This is a genomic window from Rhizobium sp. WYCCWR 11146, from assembly GCF_013591995.1.
Lineage (GTDB): Bacteria > Pseudomonadota > Alphaproteobacteria > Rhizobiales > Rhizobiaceae > Rhizobium > Rhizobium indicum.
Map to the genome: position 1 here is coordinate 115,512 of NZ_JACCEY010000023.1, position 16,789 is coordinate 132,300.

The 16,789-nt window shown below is 57.9% G+C and carries 13 protein-coding genes; 5 read left to right on the forward strand and 8 right to left on the reverse strand.

Annotated features, from left to right (window positions below; genetic code table 11):
- Positions 1-39 precede the first annotated feature (39 nt).
- From HX899_RS18120 to HX899_RS18135, 4 genes are read left to right on the forward strand one after another with little or no spacing between them, the layout of a single operon-like run.
- Positions 40-924, forward strand: coding sequence for a hypothetical protein (locus tag HX899_RS18120; protein WP_181293005.1), 885 nt, complete (start codon positions 40-42; stop codon positions 922-924).
- Positions 921-2,792: a hypothetical protein gene (locus HX899_RS18125; protein ID WP_181293006.1), complete on the forward strand. Its 1,872-nt coding sequence runs from the start codon at positions 921-923 to the stop codon at positions 2,790-2,792. The genes HX899_RS18120 and HX899_RS18125 overlap by 4 nt, the downstream gene beginning before the upstream one ends.
- On the forward strand, positions 2,789-3,721 hold the full coding sequence (locus tag HX899_RS18130; RefSeq protein ID WP_181293007.1) for a hypothetical protein: 933 nt from the start codon (positions 2,789-2,791) through the stop codon (positions 3,719-3,721). The genes HX899_RS18125 and HX899_RS18130 overlap by 4 nt, the downstream gene beginning before the upstream one ends.
- Positions 3,654-4,745 (forward strand): N-6 DNA methylase, encoded by a 1,092-nt coding sequence (locus HX899_RS18135; RefSeq protein WP_181293008.1) that lies wholly within the window; start codon positions 3,654-3,656, stop codon positions 4,743-4,745. The genes HX899_RS18130 and HX899_RS18135 overlap by 68 nt, the downstream gene beginning before the upstream one ends.
- Before the next feature lie 355 nt (positions 4,746-5,100).
- Here HX899_RS18135 and HX899_RS18140 read toward each other — a convergent pair whose 3' ends face one another.
- From HX899_RS18140 to HX899_RS18175, 8 genes are all read right to left on the reverse strand, one after another.
- On the reverse strand, positions 5,101-5,913 hold the full coding sequence (locus HX899_RS18140) for an ABC transporter ATP-binding protein (RefSeq protein ID WP_181293009.1): 813 nt from the start codon (positions 5,911-5,913) through the stop codon (positions 5,101-5,103).
- A complete protein-coding gene (locus HX899_RS18145) occupies positions 5,910-6,899 on the reverse strand; it encodes an ABC transporter ATP-binding protein (protein ID WP_181293010.1) in 990 nt (329 codons plus the stop codon). Before HX899_RS18145 ends, HX899_RS18140 begins: the two co-directional genes overlap by 4 nt.
- Position 6,900: 1 nt before the next feature.
- Positions 6,901-7,758, reverse strand: a complete 858-nt coding sequence (locus HX899_RS18150) for an ABC transporter permease (RefSeq protein ID WP_003554066.1) — start codon at positions 7,756-7,758, stop codon at positions 6,901-6,903.
- 3 nt (positions 7,759-7,761) lie between these two features.
- Positions 7,762-8,766, reverse strand: coding sequence for an ABC transporter permease (locus HX899_RS18155; RefSeq protein ID WP_003554064.1), 1,005 nt, complete (start codon positions 8,764-8,766; stop codon positions 7,762-7,764).
- A 111-nt stretch (positions 8,767-8,877) separates the two neighbouring features.
- Positions 8,878-10,782, reverse strand: a complete 1,905-nt coding sequence (locus tag HX899_RS18160) for an ABC transporter substrate-binding protein (protein ID WP_181293011.1) — start codon at positions 10,780-10,782, stop codon at positions 8,878-8,880.
- A 182-nt stretch (positions 10,783-10,964) separates the two neighbouring features.
- Positions 10,965-12,473 carry an alpha-N-arabinofuranosidase gene (locus HX899_RS18165; protein WP_181293012.1) on the reverse strand — a complete coding sequence of 503 codons (1,509 nt, stop codon included), beginning with the start codon at positions 12,471-12,473 and terminating at the stop codon, positions 10,965-10,967.
- Positions 12,474-12,683: 210 nt separating this feature from the next.
- Positions 12,684-13,610 (reverse strand): transcriptional regulator, encoded by a 927-nt coding sequence (locus tag HX899_RS18170; RefSeq protein ID WP_011655028.1) that lies wholly within the window; start codon positions 13,608-13,610, stop codon positions 12,684-12,686.
- A 134-nt stretch (positions 13,611-13,744) separates the two neighbouring features.
- Positions 13,745-15,034 (reverse strand): cytochrome-c peroxidase, encoded by a 1,290-nt coding sequence (locus HX899_RS18175; RefSeq protein WP_181293013.1) that lies wholly within the window; start codon positions 15,032-15,034, stop codon positions 13,745-13,747.
- 199 nt (positions 15,035-15,233) lie between these two features.
- On the opposite strand from HX899_RS18175, the gene HX899_RS18180 reads away from it, so the two are divergent.
- Positions 15,234-16,778, forward strand: coding sequence for an acid phosphatase (locus tag HX899_RS18180; RefSeq protein ID WP_181293014.1), 1,545 nt, complete (start codon positions 15,234-15,236; stop codon positions 16,776-16,778).
- Positions 16,779-16,789 lie beyond the last annotated feature (11 nt).

Sequence of the window (16,789 nt, forward strand, 5' to 3'; positions counted from 1 at the left end):
TTAGGGCCGACTCCTCATCGTCTATTGGCAAGAATACGCATGTCTTCGGAAAGCTCCCCTATCTTTGAAAAGGAAAAGAAATTTAGGGAGTTTCATATTTGGCCACTCTCAGCGGAACTCGATATCCGTCAGTGGCTCAGCAATTTCGAAGAGCAACACCACGACTTCGCGTTGCGATTGTTGGACGGATTTAGCTATTTGGCTGACCCAGTCATCAACGCTATGCTCACCGGCGCCATGCAGCGCCTCGTCACGCAAGCGACGGCCAAATCGAGGACGCCTGCTGTCGGATTCTTCGATGAGACCATTTTCGTCCTTGTACAGGGGGAGCGGCCAAGCGCCTCGGACAGCGGCTATCTGTATGCAAGGAAATTGCGGGACAAGCTCGGGGTTGCAGAGGGAAAGATCAAAGACCCATCAGACGCTTTGAAGGTGATCAATCAGTTTCGAAACGTGGTTTTCGTTGATGATTTTATAGGGTCCGGGCAACAGATGTTGCATACTTGGCACGGTAAGCATGAGATCGCTCCAGGGCAAGTGGCCTCATTCAAGGAACTGAGCACGTTCGGCAGCCATGATTTCTTTTACTGCGCAACAATCTGCAGCGCCGCCGGTCATACGAACCTAAGCCAGCTTATTCCGGAATTGCGAATTTTTGCGGCCAACTTCCTTCGTGAAGAGGACAGTCTGATCTACAAAGATCGGCCGATTTGGCGGGGCCGGTATGATGAGAGCATAGCTCTCTTGAAGCAATATTCGATAAAGGCGGGATATCAAGCCGAGAACGGTGGTGAGGAAGACTGGCGCGGCTTCCACCGACAAGCTCTGGGATTAGCCTACTGGCATGGTGTGCCCGATGCTACATTGCCGGTTTTTCGGTCGACAAGAAATAACTGGAAGCCGCTAGTGAGGACTAAAGGATGAGTGACTCCTCGGGAAAAACGGAAGAGCTGAGAGAGTTGTTCGGTAGCTTTCGCGCGGAATGGTTGCGGGAGCGACTTTTCTCTCTGTTCAATGAACCAGAATATTTTCCGTCGCTAAAAGACAGGCGGCCGTGCGTTCTTATGGGCGGACGGGGAACGGGAAAAACCACTGTACTCCGGTGCATGTCGTACGAGGGGCAGGCCGCATTGAGTGGCATCCGGAACGAAAGCCGCGACAGTTCGTACATCGGGCTGTACCACCGTGTGAACAGCAACCGTGTCACCGCCTTTCAGGGCCCGGAGCTGTCGGACCTTGAGTGGCGTAAGCTCTTCGCGCATTACATGAACCTGCTCATTGCCGAGATGATATTTGAGTATCTCGACTGGTTCGCTGTCAAGCGGGCAGTAAGTATCGTAGTCCCAGCTGCGGCTTGCGCCCGTATCGCAAAGGCATTCGGCGTTTCGAAGGTTGGCACCCGGGAGAAACTGGCCGAAGAGGTGGCGACAGCAAAGCAGGCACTGGAACTTTACGTCAATAACCTTGACGGCGAGCCGCCCCAGTTGTCGATGCTCCAGGCTCCCATTGATGATTTAACGAATGAACTTTCGAAGATCGGTGAACTTGACCGACCATTCTTCTATGTCCTTTTGGACGAGTACGAGAACTTTCTAGATTACCAGCAGGTGGTGATAAATACGCTCATCAAGCACTCAAGCGCCAATTATGTTTTCAAGGTAGGCGTTCGAGAACTTGGATGGCGCATGCGGTCCACGCTCAACGGCACCGAGCAACTCATCAGCCCAGCTGATTACGAGCTTATCCATATTGAGAGGCGGCTTAGTACAAACTTCGCTCAGTTCGCCCGTGATGTGTGTGAGGCGCGTCTCAGAGAGTGGTCCACGCACACGAAGAGTCCCCATCTTTCTCTCGACGAATTACTGCCGGATCTGCCGTATGAAAAAGAGGCTGAACTATTGGGAGTCGTTGATCGGGTGCAAGAGGTGAGACGTCGACTTCAGCAAGAAAAGGACTCTATTACCCTCCGAAGCGTTGAAGATTTCCCGCTGTACGTATTTTGGTCCCTTGAGAATAAAAATTACGAGAAAACGCTGAAAAGTGTAAGAGAATATGCGCTTGGCAGTCCTTATCAAAAGGACAGATACAGCAACTACAAGTATGCGATGCTGTTTACCATCGCTTCCAACGGCGCAAAAATATCGAAGTATTATTGTGGCAATAGAGTTTTCTCGACGATTTCACGCAATAACATTAGATTTTATCTACATATAGTTTCAGCGGCGATTGATTTCCATCATGCTCGCGGCAAGGGCTTGGGTGAGCCAATATCTGCTGTCGACCAAACGTTGGCGGCCCGCGAAGTCGGGCTCCAGTATCTGACAGAGCTGGAGGGGGTGACGGTCCAAGGCGTCCAACTCGTCAAATTAATCCTTGGGTTCGGACGGTTGTTCCAAATACTCTCACGGAATCCCTTAGGGAGTGCTCCTGAAACGATGGAGTTCGCCATCAAGAAAAAGGGGGCGTCGGGAGAGGCGGCTGAATCGGTGAGACAGTTAATTTCAAATGCGGTGATGCATCTAGCGCTTGTCCGTTCGCCCGGGACGAAGCTCGCCACGGAGGCTGACATCAAAGAATGGGATTACTCACTTCACCCCATTTTCGCGCCCTACTTTAACTTTTCCCACCGGCGGAAACGTAAGCTCGACATAAGCGAGAAGGAGTTTCTGGGCATGGTGGAGGCGCCCCAAGAGACGATTAGGATTCTTCTAAAGGAAAAGGCTTCTCTGATTGATGATGAGCCGCCGCAGCAGTTGCAGCTGTTCAACGAATACTATGCCGGTGCGAGATGATCGCGCCGCATCCGATTGAAGTGACAGCTAACGCCGCCCAATTCGTTCCGCCAGGTGGCGGCGTTTTGATCCATGGTACGCTAGAAGAGCGAAGCCTGATCCCCGATGGGTGGCGAGCCGTCCCGGGTTTGGTCTTCGTAGAGATTTTTGAGAATGATCATCTGAGTTCGTTCCGAGTCGGATCGCCGAGTGGCAGCGAAATCACGTTGCGCCGGCGGGATGCTCTAGAGAATTTCCTGGATCGGTTTCATGGCCGCGAACTTCTGATCGACTACACAGGGCTCAGCCATCACGTATGGATGCCATTGTTGAAGGTAGGTCTCGAATCTGGTTTCGAAATCCGTCTGATTTATTCCGAGCCTGGTGCCTATCAATTCGTTTCGAATCCCCGCCTCAGCGACTTTTTTGATTTAAGCGAAAAGGTACGAGGTATCACCCCTATACCGACCTTCTCGAAATTATCGGCTCCGCGGAAAAAGGCTCCAGTCCTTGTTCCTTTGCTCGGGTTTGAAGGCACCCGCTTCAAGCACGTTATTGAGACCCTTCAGCCGGAAGGTCAGGATATATTTCCTATCGTAGGGATACCTGGCTTTCAGCTCGATTTTCCGTTTCATAGCTATCGTGGCAATGCTGACGCACTCAGTTTCAATAGAGCCTGGGAAAATGTCCGTTTCTCGGACGCTGCCTGCCCCTTCTCGCTGTACGCTACGCTTTCGGAAATCAAAAACGCGAGAGCCGATGACTTTTTGCAGATATCCCCAATCGGAACGAAGCCACACGCTTTGGGAGCCGCACTTTTCGCGATATTAAATCCGGAAACCGAACTGGTTTATGATCACCCAGTGCGTAAGAAACAGCGGAGTGCCGGTGCTGGAAGATGCCATATCTACAATGTCAGCGAGTTTGTCCGTAGCAGACGAGCGCCCTGAGCTTGACAGGTTCTATACGCCGAGCACGCTCGCTGACGAACTCGTAGATCTAGTCACTGTTCTCCCGTCATCGGTGGCTGATTTTGCTGCTGGTACTGGTAATCTGCTCGCTGCCGCGTTTAAGAAATGGCCGCAAGCTTTGCTCTATGGCAACGACGTCGATGCCAGCGCGATCAAGAAGGCTGGTGACCGGCTGCCGTTGGTGGACGCGGACACTATCGATTTTCTCTCGCCTAAGTTCCATGCTCGACAGCTGATCGACAATGGCAATTGGTCAGTAATTCTGTTGAATCCGCCATTCTCGCAGCGTGAAACACTCTTCCACGTTCCTCTCGGGCAACATTCCGGGCTCCGTTGTAGCAGGGCGATGGCTTTCGTTATGACCGCTGTGCAGTATCTTGCTGCGGGAGGTCAACTTCTGGTAATCCTTCCGACGTCGACATTGGTGAATAAGATCGACAGCGCAGCGCGTGAAGTTTTGCGGTCGAAATATCTGGCGGAGGTCGTCCGCCCCCCTGCATATGGTTTGTTCAACGACGCTGACGTTTCGACCTATATTTTGCGGATAACCGATTGCAGCAAGCCATCGATTCTCGCGCCGACGAGCTTTGCCGAGCAAGATCCCTGGAAAATAACCAGGGGCACAATATCGATTGCTCGCGCTGACCGACGGGCGACAGGCGGCAAGGGCTGGGTCCACACCACCGGTCTAAATTCCGAATCGATAACGCATCGCTATATGTTTGCGGATCAGCCGTATGGCCACATCGCTCCTTTTGGGTCGATCCTTATGCCCCGAGTGGGCCGGTTTCGCCCAGACAAGATCGTGATCGTAAACGATGAGAATGGGGAATTCATTTCAGATTGTATCTTCGCAGTCCTCAACCCGAAAATTACACCAAGTGAGGTAGTTATGCTTCTCAAGCAGAATTTCGCTCGACTTGCTGGACTCTATGGTGGAACCGGCGCCCCCTACATCAGCCGAGACAGATTGTCCGCTTTTCTTTCAAGCTGCATTAGTTGAGTGAGGCTCGGTGTGGGTCAGCGATTTGCTGACCTAGGGCAAAACGCGCTGGACATTTTTGCGCGGTAACGGTCTAGCGTTCAGGGTTTCGCATGCTGTCTCCACCAGCCTTATGGCGCTCCGTGAGCGGTACTTCTACCAGCAACTTCCGAGGAGCTACCATCGAAAGGCTTAGGCGTTCTGCGCGCTGTCTCGTTTTTACCGACAGAATAGCCTCCGATCAGGCTGGGGACATCGAGCGTGTCCGCCAAGTTGCTCGCCTTGCCGACCACAGTCATCGTGCAGAATTCACGCAACAGATGGATTTGAATCGCTCACTGAAGCGCGGCAATTCTCCTCATCTTCGCCTCAGCAATTACTCTGCCGCACTAAAATCCGCCGCCAGCACCGCATCCTTCAGCGCCCGCGAATACGGATGCTGCGGATTATCCAACACGGCCCGCGCCTGTCCGCGCTCGACGATTTCGCCTTTGCGCATGATGATGATGTTGTCGCTGATATAATAGGCGGTGGCGAGGTCGTGGGTGATGTAGACGATGGAAAGACCGAGTTCGTTTTTCAGGCGGCCGAAGAGATTGACAATCGCCATGCGCAGCGATGCGTCGACCATGGAGACCGGTTCGTCGGCCACCAGGAGGCGGGGTTGCGGGATCAGCGCGCGGGCGATGGCGACGCGCTGAAGCTGGCCGCCCGATAGTTCGTGGGGAAACCGGCCTTTCACTTCTTCAAGGGTCAGGCCGACATGGACGAGGGCGGCATCCGCCATCTTCTCCGCCTGCTCTCGGTCCGGCCGGTTTCCCGAGAATGAAAAATTGCGGGCGGTCTCGAAGAGATAACGGTCGACACGTTTCAGCGGATTGAAGGCTTCGAAGGGGTTCTGCAGAACCGGCTGGACCTCTTTCATGAAAGCCTTGCGTTCGGATCTGCTATGGATGGCGACGGTCCTGCCGCTGAATTGAAGCTCGCCTTCCGTCGGTTCGGTCTGGCCGAGGATCATCGCCGCGATCGTCGATTTTCCCGAGCCGGATTCTCCAACGATCGAGAGGATCTCCGGCTCCGCGCCCAGTTCGAAGCTGACGTCCTTGACCGCCGTGATCAGACGCCGGCCGAGCATGCCGCCCTGGCGGTAGACTTTCGTGACATGCGAGAGGCTAAGAAGAGCGCTCAAACCTGATCTCCCGTAACGGCAAAACACGCCACGCGCCGCTGCGGCTCGACGGTGACGAGCGGCGGAACCTTCTGCGAGCAGATCTCCATGCGCTTCGGACAGCGCGGGTGAAACCGGCAGCCCTCCGGCGGCATGGCGAGGTTCGGCGGCCGTCCCTCCAGCGAAGGGCGGGCCGTCGCATCGCCGATGCGCGGCAGGCTGCCGACGAGGTGCTGCGTATAGGGGTGGAGCGGCATGTTGAAGAGTTTGGCGGTCGGCGCCTCCTCGACAAGACGCCCGGCATAGACAATGCCGATGCGGTCGGAGACCGTCGCGTGAACCCCCATGTCATGGGTGACGAACAAAAAGGACGAGCCCATCTCGCGCTGGATTTCGCGGATCATCGACAGCACGTCGCGCTGAACGATCACGTCGAGTGCGGTCGTCGGTTCGTCGGCGATGATGAATTCCGGAGTCAGGATCGTCGCCAGCGCAATGGTCATGCGCTGGCGCATGCCGCCGGAGAGTTCGTGGGGATAGGCGTCGAGCAGATGCGGATCGAGCTTCAGCCGCTGCAGATGGGTGGCGACCCTTTCGAAAAACTCGGCCTTGCCGACCTTCATGTGGCGAAAGGCGAAATCGGTGAAGGAATGACGGATCCGGCGCACCGGATTGAGCACATTCATCGAGCCCTGCATGATATAGGACAGATGCCGCCAGCGCAGCGCCAGGCGCTCTTCCGGCTTCATCGCGTAGATATCCTGGGTGCCGCCGTCGAAATGGAATGTCACTTTCCCGGACACGACCCTCAACGGCGGTCGGATCGCGCCGGCAATGGTCTTGATCAAGGTCGTCTTGCCGCTGCTCGATTCACCGGCAACGCCATAGACCTCGCCGCGGGCAATCGTCAGGCTGATATCGTCGACGGCGCGCACCTCGCGATCGACGCCGTAGAGGAAGGCACGGTAATAGGCTTTCAGATTCTCAATTTCGACCAAAGGATCCATACTAACTTCCCATCCGGTTCAGCCGGCTGCGCGGATCATTGTATTCGTTCATCGACATGGACAGCAGGAAGAGCGCCAGGAAGAGGACGACGATGACGGCGACGGGGGCGGCCACCCACCACCAGATGCCTGATATCAGCGCCGAATGCGCATTGGCCCAATAGATCATCATGCCCATGGTGGGCGTCTCGATATCGGTGAAGCCGAGCACCGACAGGGTGATCTCCATGCCGATCGACCAGATCATGTTGTTCATCGTGGTGGCAAAGACGATCGGCAGAACATAGGGCAGGTGCTCCTCGACGAGGATCTTGCGCATGCTCATGCCGGAATAGACGCTCTGGGTGGTGAAGGATCTCGTCTTCAGGCTGATCGCCACTGAACGGATGAGGCGTGCGTCATAGGACCAGCCGAGCGCGGCCATGATGAGGATCAGCGCCGTCCAGGTCATGCTGTCCTTCAGCACGAAGTAGAAAAGGATCAGCAGCGGAAATTGCGGGATGACCATGACGCTGTCGTTGATGGCCATCAGCACCCGGTCGACCGCGCCGCCGGCATAACCGGCGACGAGGCCGACGACCAGCGAGATGATGCGTGAAATGAAGGCGACGCCGATGCCGAAGAACAGGGTGTTGCGAAGCGCGGTCGTCAGCTGCCAGAAAACGTCCTGGCCGCGCGACGTCGTGCCGAGCCAATATTCGCCATCCGGCGGCATGTCAGGCGGCAGCAGATAGATGTCGGTCGCGCCGTAGGGCGAGAAATAGGACACCACTATCAGTGCGACGATGACGGCAAAGAGCAGCAGGCCGCAGAGGAATTCCATATTCTGGCGCGCGAGGTCGCGGACGATCGTAAACATGCTCTATTCCACCTTGATGCGCGGATCGATCAGCGGGCTCAGAATGTCGATGATGAAGACGGCGGCGGCGACGCCGACAATCGACAATGCGCTGAGGCCGAGCACCAGACTGTAGTCGCCGGCATGCACCGCTTCGATCAGCAGGTTTCCGATGCCCGGATAGCCGAAGACGATTTCGGTGATGACCGTGCCGTTGAAGATCGCGCCGAGCGACATGGCTAGCCCGGTGAACTGCGGCACCATGGCATTGCGAGCGATATAGGAGCGCAGGATCTTTCGCTTCGGAACGCCGCCGAGTTCGGCGAAGACCACGTAATCCTCGGTGATGATGTTGGAAACGAGCGCGCGCATCCCGATCAGCCAGCTGCCGGCACCGACCATGATCAGCGACAAGGCCGGCAGGATCGAGTGTTTCAGGATATCGAAGACCAGGGCAAAGGAGAGGTCCAGATTGGCGTTCATCTCGTAGCCGCCATTGATCGGCAGCACCGGCCAGAGATAGCCGAACACAATCAGAAGCACGAAGGCCAGAATGTAATAGGGAATGGGAAGCAGGGCGATGAAGACGAGGCTGACGGCCTTCAGCACCATGTCCTTGCGGTAATAGCCGGCGAGTGCGCCGATCGCATTGCCGAGCACGAAGGTGATGAGGGTCGACACCGTCATCAGACCGATGGTCCAGGGCAGGGACCGCAGGATGATGGTGGAAACGGGCGTGGGAAAAGCCGATAGAGACGGACCGAGATCACCTGTGGCAAGCCGCAGCCAGAAATGCAGATATTGCTGCCAGATCGAGCCCTCCATGCCGTAAAGCTCGCGAAGCGACTGGCGCATCAGTTCGATCGCATTCGGATCGGACTGCCCCATCTGGGTGATGGCGCCTATGCTTTCTTCGACCGGATCGATCGGGGTCAGGTGGGTGACGAAGAATGTGATGGTCACGCCAAGAAATACAACGAGCAGAAACTGACCGAACCGCTTCAGCACAAAGATCAGATAGGACGTCATAGGGCAGTGGTTCCTCTCTGGTTCCCTTCATCAAGTGGAAAGGATCGACGGACATGCCACATGCCCGCGATAGGGGGCCGGCGCGCAACACTCGCGCCGGCGTTGGGAGGATTATTTCGGTTGTGCCGGCTTCAGCTTGACCATCATCAGCCTGGAGTTGGCCCAATTCGGCACCGGATCGGTATAGGGGTCGGCGATGGTCGGATAACCGGTCCAATAGGTCGTATCCATCGAGGTGAAGACGTTATACGACATCAGCGGGATCGTCGGCATTTCGCGGGCGACCAGCTTCAGATAATCCTTGCCGAGCTCGACGCCCTTCGGATCGTCGGCGCTGATGCCGCGGATGCTTTCGATGATCTTATCGAGCTCCGGATTGCTCCAGCGCTGCCAGTTGCGCGGCGGCTGATTGTCACCTTTCTTGGCCACGAACTGCGAATGCCAGCTATCGAGGAAGAACGATAGGTCGGGATCGCCGCCCCAGGTTTCGACGCTCCAGGCGATCGCCACCTGGAAATCGCCGGGCTGTAGCGCCGTCTGCCACAGTTTCGCGGCCGGCACGGCTTTGGCGTCGATGCCGAATGCCGCCCATTGCTGTGCAATCAGGGTTCCTGCCCGGGTGAAGACCGAGCGGGTGTCGCCTTCCACCGTCATCCGGATCTTGAAGGGCTGTCCATCAGGGGTCAGCCATTTGCCGCCGGATTTCTTGAAGCCTGCCTTTTCCAGCAGTTCGCCGGCAGCCTTCGGATCCGGTTTCCACCAGCCATAGCCAAAGGCACCGCTGATTGCCTCCGGGTCGGTCGGGATCTGGTCCTTGAACTTCGGCTGCTTGCGCAGGATATCGGCGATCTGTTGCCCGACCGTCGGGTCATAAGGCTTGATCTTGCTCTTGCCGGTATCGATCTCGAAATTCTTCAGCCAATCCTGCATCGGCGCCTGATAGTCCTTCATCGTGGCCGCCGTCGGCGGCACGCCGAGCGCCGAAAGCGTCGCCGCCCCGCGATAGCTCGCCATATCAACCGCCTTGATGTCGATCAGCAGGGCAAGCGCCCAGCGTACATCGGCGTTGTCGAACGGCGGATTCTGGGTGTTGAAGATCACGGCCGGAAGCGTCGGGTCCGGATGGGCGAAGGGAAAACCCGGGAACCAGGTCTCGATCGTCTTGGATTTTTCCTTCAGCGTGAACATGCCCTCGGGCGTGTTGTCGTGAATGATATCGAGATTGTGCTCGAGCTGAGCGATGGTGCGTTTATCCGGCGGGCCGGGATCGGCATAGGTCACATATTTCGGGGCCGGCTCGCCGAAGCGGGCAAGCGAGGTGCGCTGCCAGTCGTCACGCTTCTCCCAGGTATACCACTTGCCCTGGGGGTCGAAGGACTTGAGCTTATAGGCGCCGAGCGAAACGGGATTGGCGAAATCATAACGAAGCGGATCTTCGACTTTCTCGAAGACATGCTTGGGCATGATCCAGGCGCCGTTCCAGCGAACGGTGAAGATGGCGTGGAAGCGCGAATTGGGCTTCTTCAGCTTGAACACCACAGTCGAGGGGTCGGTCGCCTCGACGCTTGCCACCTGCACCGAGAAAGCAGCACTCCAGATCATGCCGGGGTGATCCATCTGCGTCTTCACGGTATAGACCACGTCGTCTGCCGTGAACTCCACGCCGTCGCTCCAGAAGAGCCCCTTGCGCAGTTTCACGGTCATCTCGGTGAAGTCGGCATTATATTGCGGCTTGTCGGCAGCCAGCGAATTGTCCCAGGTCGCGCCGCCAAGCCCTTGTTCGGGGTCGATATACCAGAGCGTATCCATAGTCAGCTGCTGCAGGCCGGTCGATACGCCGCCGCCGCCATTGACCCAGATGTTGAACCAGCCGGGATTTTTGATCGTCCCTTCCGGATTTTCGACGATGAGCGTCTCCTTGCGCGGCAAGGAGGTGTAGTCATCGGCATTGGCCGTCGCTGTCAGGCCGAGTGCGGCCAGCGCGACGCCAAATGCGAGCCTCTTCCACTGTTGCATGAACTCCTCCCTAGAAAGCGACGATACGGCGGCCGCAAGGGCACGCATGGGCACGTCGCGGTTATCGGTTCGCAGAAGCGTCAGGGACCTCAGCGAACCATCTCTCCGGCTCCCTGCCTCCTCGCAGCGAGCCGAATATCTTTAGCCGGGGCGTGCCCCAATGGGCTCCCCGGCGGTAGCTGTCACACCGACAACCGGATGACGTTGTAGGAGAACGGTTTCAGCGCCGCCCGCAGCCGTCCATCCTCGATCTTTCCACTCTCGACGTTGACGGGAACGACCGTTTGCGGCCGCGCTGCCGTGTTGACGGCTTCCAGCTCACCGTGGGTCATCTCCACCTGCTCGATCACCCGGGCATTTCCGAAGCCTTCCAGCCGCACATCGAGATCGAGCGCCGTGCTCGGATGGCGGTTGACGGCAAAGAAGGTCAGCGTCTTGCCGTCCTCGGAATGGACCGCCGATACGTCGAGATAGGGGACGTCGTTCTCCTCGTCGCTGTCATAGGTCGGCCCATCGACGACCAGCTGCAGCGCCGTTCCACGGCCATATCTGGAGGCGTAGTAGAACGGGTAATAGATAGTCTGGCGCCAGGCCGCACCGCCGTCCTCGGTCATGATCGGGGCGATGACGTTGACGAGCTGCGCGATGCAGGCGATGCGCACGCGGTCGGAGCGGCGGATGAAGGTGTTCAGGATGCCGCCGACCTGCAGCACGTCCTCGAAATTATAGATGTCTTCCAGGAGATGCGGCGCATCCGGCCATTCGTCGCGCGCCAGGATCTCCTTGTCCTGCTGGTTGGAATGATACCAGACATTCCATTCGTCGAAGGAAATGCCGATCGTCTTCTTCGAGCGCTTTTTCGCCTTGATGTAGTCGATCACGCCGCCGATCGTGGTGATGTAGCGGTCGAGCTTCGTCGCGCGGGCGAGATAGTTGAGCGTGTTTTTCTCGCGGTTGGCAAAATACATATGCAGCGAGATATGGTCGGCGCTGTCATAGCACTGTTCGAGAACCTGAGCCTCCCACTCGGGATAGGTCTTCATGTCGGAATTGGACGAGCCGCAGACCACAAGTTCGAGCGACTTGTCGAAGCCGCGCATGGCCTTCGCCGTCTCATCCGCCAGCCGGCCATATTCATAGGCCGACTTGTGGCCGACCTGCCAGGGACCATCCATCTCGTTGCCGAGGCACCACAATTTGACATCGTGCGGATTGGACCAGCCGTGCTTGCGGCGCAGATCCGACCAGTAGGTGCCGCCCGGATGATTGCAATATTCGAGGAAATTGCGGGCGGCATCCAGGCCGCGTGATCCGAGATTGACGGCAAGCATCGGCTTGGTATTCGCCTTCTTGCACCAGTCGACGAATTCATTGACGCCGATCTGGTTGGCTTCGCGGGTGCGCCAGGCAAGGTCGAGGCGAACTGGGCGCTCCTCACGGGGGCCGACGCCGTCTTCCCAATTATAGGCCGAGACGAAGTTGCCGCCGGGATAGCGGCAGTATGGCGTGTCAAGATCACGGACCAGATCAAGGACATCCTGGCGGAATCCGTCCTCATCGGCGGTCGGGTGTCCGGGCTCATAAATGCCCCCGTAGATCGCCCTGCCGAGATGCTCGAGAAATGAACTGTAGAGCCTGGAATCAATGGTCGCGATGCGGAAATCGCGGTGAACCACAACGTTCGTCTTCAACGGATCCTCCCGTTTATATATCAGAAATTTTGTTTTCTTGCCTCTAACTTGATATCAGGAATGTTGTTCTGTCAACCAAGTTGCGACTTTAATCATACTAATATGGATTTCAGAAAAAATTGTTTTATTTCAGTTGCTTCTGCGATTTTGACGGCGGCGGAAACTGGAAAGAATCATTATATTTAAATCAAGATTTCCGATTTCTATTTTTCAGACATGCAGCCGCATGATGATATCGCGTCCGTGATTTCCGAAGCCACGCCCGAAAATATTGACGCCACCGGTATGGCCGGCATTTTCCGCGATGCCGACCCGGAGCCGGATGGAGGAGTGCTGGGCAAGGGCGAGGTCGCTGAGCGTGACATTCGAGGCGGCGATACCGTCGATGAAGGTTCCGCGCGTGGAGATCCGCCAGGTCTTCATCATCCCATATTGCGATCCCTCAAGCTTCCACCATGCCGGCGTGAAGGCGCCGCGCTTGTCGCCGTAGTCGCCGGGCGAGGTCCAGGTTCCGATCGCCATTCCATTGACCCAGAGGGTTATATCAGACGGCCAGTCCGGATTGGTGCCGGGCACCTCCGACGACAGCTCCAGCGAAAACTCTATGGCGCGGATATCCTTGTTCAACACCTTGGCATTGTTGGGGAATTTATATTCCACATATCCCCTGCCGAACCAGACAAGCCCGGCCTGCATACGCTGTGGGTCGAGAAAATAGTCGGGCACATCCAGCGGGCCGATGACGCTCTCGGTGGAGCAAAGACCGCACGGCGCATGGACGTCACAACTGGTGTAGAGCCCGACCGGCATCTCGACTTCGATGATATTGTTGGCCCTTTGGGCCGCACTTTCCTCAAAGCTGATCAGAATTTCGCTGTAGATCGCCGAGCAGATCTTCTGGTTTCCCTTCCGCGCCTTCGTCAGCTGGGAATCCACAAGCCGGGCATCTTCCAAAATCTGGATCCCGGTGGCGACAGTCGATTGAGGAAGGGAAAGAGCACGCGCGATGTCGTTGATATTCATCGGCCCTTTGGCGCAGAGCAGCTTGAGCATCTCGAGCCGCGCCGGCGCCGAAAGCGCTCGTATCGCATCATTATTCTCGCCGGCAGCAATCGTCAAAAACGAGCGTTCCATCATTCCCCCACCATTTCCGATGAAATGATGTATATCGGAAATTATGATACATCAAGTGGGATACTTCGCCGGTTTGATTGTTATTGTTGAGAAAGATGTCATTGGTCCTGGGCATTTTTCTTAAAATTCCAGGCGTCCTAGTGCCCGGTCTCCTCAGGCTGTAGATCGGCATCGGTCAGGGTCCCCAGGAATGCGACGATGTCGTCGATTTCGGGATCGGTGAGGGCGGGCGCGTCGCCCGGCTTCCTGCCGAAGGGCGGATCCTGGTTGAGATTGTCCCAATAGGCCTGCGGCAGGTCGTCATATTTACGAACCGTGCCGTCTGAATTTTTTGGATACCAGCGGCCGGGATCGCTGTCGCGCGTCGCGTAGAAGGAGACGACGTCGCGCAACGAGTGGAAAAAGCCATTGTGGAAGAAGCTCTTCTTCAGCGCGACATTGCGCAGCGTCGGCGTGCGGAACAGGCCGCAATATTCGCTGCGTCCGGCAAAGTCGGTCCGCTGAGGCCCGCAGAGGCCGAGGTCGTGATATCCAGGGTCGCTGTTGGCCGGGATCGCCATGTTGCGCGGTGCGGCGAGCCCGAGGAAGCCGAAATCGGAAAATTGCGGCGGCTCGCCGTCATTGGCGGGTTCGCTTAAGTGACAGCTCGAACAGTTGCCCTTGGCTGGGTCCTCGAACAGTTGTCGTCCGTGCAGCTCCTGCGCCGTCAGCGCTGCCTTGCCCGCGAGAAAGTCGTCGTAGCGGCTGGAATAGGGATAGAAATCCGGGCCGCTCTGCTCGAAGGTGGCGAGCGCCTCGGCGGCGGCGTCGAAGGCATCTCGTGGGTTGTCGAACACCGTCTCGCCGAAGGCTGCCTTGATGTCGTCGGCATAGGCCGCCTTCTGCAGTTTCGCCATCACCTCGGTGGCATCCCTGTTGCCCATCTCGAAGGGCGAGAGTAGCGGGATTTTTGCCTGATCGGCGCCGTGATCGACCCGGCCGTCCCAGGTCAGGCCGCCCGTCGGGCCATTGTCGACGCTTTCGTCGCCCTCGTCCTCGGAATCGTAATAGTGCTCGGTGAAAGCAGGCACCGATTGCAGATAACGCAGCGTCGGAACGGCGCGCAGCCCCGGCTGGTCCCTGTGTTCGCCACCCATCTCGACCGGCGTCGCCGATGCCGGGCTGAAGGCGTGAGCCGGATCATGGCAGGACGCGCAGGCCTGCAAGCCAGAGGCCGACAGCGAGGGATCTGAGAATATCTTGCGGCCAAGCGCGGTGAGCGTTTCGGCCCGGGCGAAGGCCTCAGCGCGCGTCATCGGTCCGGGATGCACGCCGGCGGCGGTCGCCGCGCTGCTTTGCCGCAGGGGAAAAATGGCAAGACCAAGCGCCATGGCACCCATGCTGACGGCCAGGCCGGAGCGCACAAGCCAGATGATCTTCGTCGTCATGATAAGGATTCCAATAAGTTGGCGCTGGTTTCAACCATGATCGAACCTCCGTGCAACAAATTGATGACGGCCACTCCCCTGCGGCATCACGGCAACCCCGGATGTCACAAAGTTGATAGAAGGCCGGAATAGCGTCGAGGTGCCCCCGAGCGTTTTCCGCTCCCTCTAGCCAACGCCCCCTAGCCATGAGGTACTCCCCGTGAAAAGACTGAAACTCCTTCATTCGATCTGTCTCGCCGGAACGGCCTTCGTGCCGTTCGCGGTGTCGACGGCAGCCCATGCGGCGCCCGCCGGTTACGACAAGATCGACAATGTCGTCGTGATCTATGCCGAAAACCGCAGCTTCGATAATCTCTACGGCAGCTTTCCCGGCGCCGACGGGCTCTCGAATGCGACCGCCGATCGCGCCCGCCAGCTGGACCGCGACGGCCAGCCGCTGCCCGAACTGCCGCCGGCCTGGGGCGGCCTCACCGCCAAGGGTGTCTCGCCTGCCGTCACCGAGGCGCAATCGGCCCATCTTGCCAACGCCTCCTTCGCGATCGACGATCCGCAGGGTTTCGCCCAGGCGCCTTCGGTCATCACCCGCGACCTCTGGCACCGCTTCTACCAGGAGCAGATGCAGATCGACGGTGGCAAGAACGACAAGTTCGTCGCCTGGGCCGATTCCGGCAGCCTGGTCATGGGCCATTACGACGGCTCCATCCTGCCGATGTGGCAGGTCGCCAAGAAATACGTCATTGCCGATAATTTCTTCCAGGGCGCCTTTGGCGGTTCGTTCCTCAACCATTTTGCACTGGTCTGCGCCTGCACGCCCTTTTATCCGGATGCCGACAAGAGCCCGGCCAAGCCCACCATCGCCAAGGTGGATGCGGACGGCACGTCGCTGACGGTCGCGGAAAACGCCCCGAAGTCGGCGCTGGAGGGCGCACCGAAATTCGTCTCCGACGGCACGCTGACGCCTGACTTCTACGCCGTCAACACCATGCAGCCGCCCTACCAGCCGAGCGCCAATCCGCCGGCCAAGGACGGCGATCCGGCCTATGCCGATCCCGCCGCCGCAACGACGCTGCCGCCGCAGCATGAAATCACCATCGGCGACCTGATGTCGCTGAAGGGCGTCAGCTGGGCCTGGTATAGCGGCGCCTGGCAGGCAGCTCTGGACGGCAAGAACGCCACCCCGGTGCCGAACTTCCAGTTCCATCACCAGCCGTTCAATTATTTCGCCAATTTCGCGCCTGGCACGCCGGCTCGCGCCGAGCATCTGAAAGACGGCGGCCTCGGCGGCGAAGCCTTCCTCAAGGATATCGACGATGGCAAGCTGCCGGCGGTTTCCTTCTACAAGCCGCAGGGCAACCTCAACGAACATGGCGGTTACGCCGATGTTGCGAGCGGCGACCAGCATCTTGCCGATATCGTCTCCCACCTCGAGAAGAGCCCGCAATGGGGTCATATGCTCGTCATCGTCACCTATGACGAGAATGGCGGCTTCTGGGATCACGTCGCGCCGCCGAAGGCCGATCGCTGGGGTCCGGGCAACCGTATTCCGGCCTTCATCATCTCGCCCTTTGCCAAGGGCGGCATGGTCGATCATACCCAGTACGACACGACGTCGATCATCCGCTTCATCACCGCGCGTTATGATCTGCCGGTGCTGCCCGGCGTCATCGCCCGTGACAAGGCGCTGCGCAATAACGACCGGCCGCCGATGGGCGACCTGACGGCCGCGCTCGACCTGTCGCATTGACCGATTGCGAG

Coding starts and splice junctions, on each gene's coding strand:
- HX899_RS18125 (WP_181293006.1), top strand. CDS start 921: ATGAGTGACTCCTCGGGAAAAACGGAAGAGCTGAGAGAGTTGTTCGGT.
- HX899_RS18155 (WP_003554064.1), bottom strand. CDS start 8,766: ATGACGTCCTATCTGATCTTTGTGCTGAAGCGGTTCGGTCAGTTTCTG.
- HX899_RS18160 (WP_181293011.1), bottom strand. CDS start 10,782: ATGCAACAGTGGAAGAGGCTCGCATTTGGCGTCGCGCTGGCCGCACTC.
- HX899_RS18150 (WP_003554066.1), bottom strand. CDS start 7,758: ATGTTTACGATCGTCCGCGACCTCGCGCGCCAGAATATGGAATTCCTC.
- HX899_RS18145 (WP_181293010.1), bottom strand. CDS start 6,899: ATGGATCCTTTGGTCGAAATTGAGAATCTGAAAGCCTATTACCGTGCC.
- HX899_RS18175 (WP_181293013.1), bottom strand. CDS start 15,034: ATGACGACGAAGATCATCTGGCTTGTGCGCTCCGGCCTGGCCGTCAGC.
- HX899_RS18130 (WP_181293007.1), top strand. CDS start 2,789: ATGATCGCGCCGCATCCGATTGAAGTGACAGCTAACGCCGCCCAATTC.
- HX899_RS18170 (WP_011655028.1), bottom strand. CDS start 13,610: ATGATGGAACGCTCGTTTTTGACGATTGCTGCCGGCGAGAATAATGAT.
- HX899_RS18120 (WP_181293005.1), top strand. CDS start 40: ATGTCTTCGGAAAGCTCCCCTATCTTTGAAAAGGAAAAGAAATTTAGG.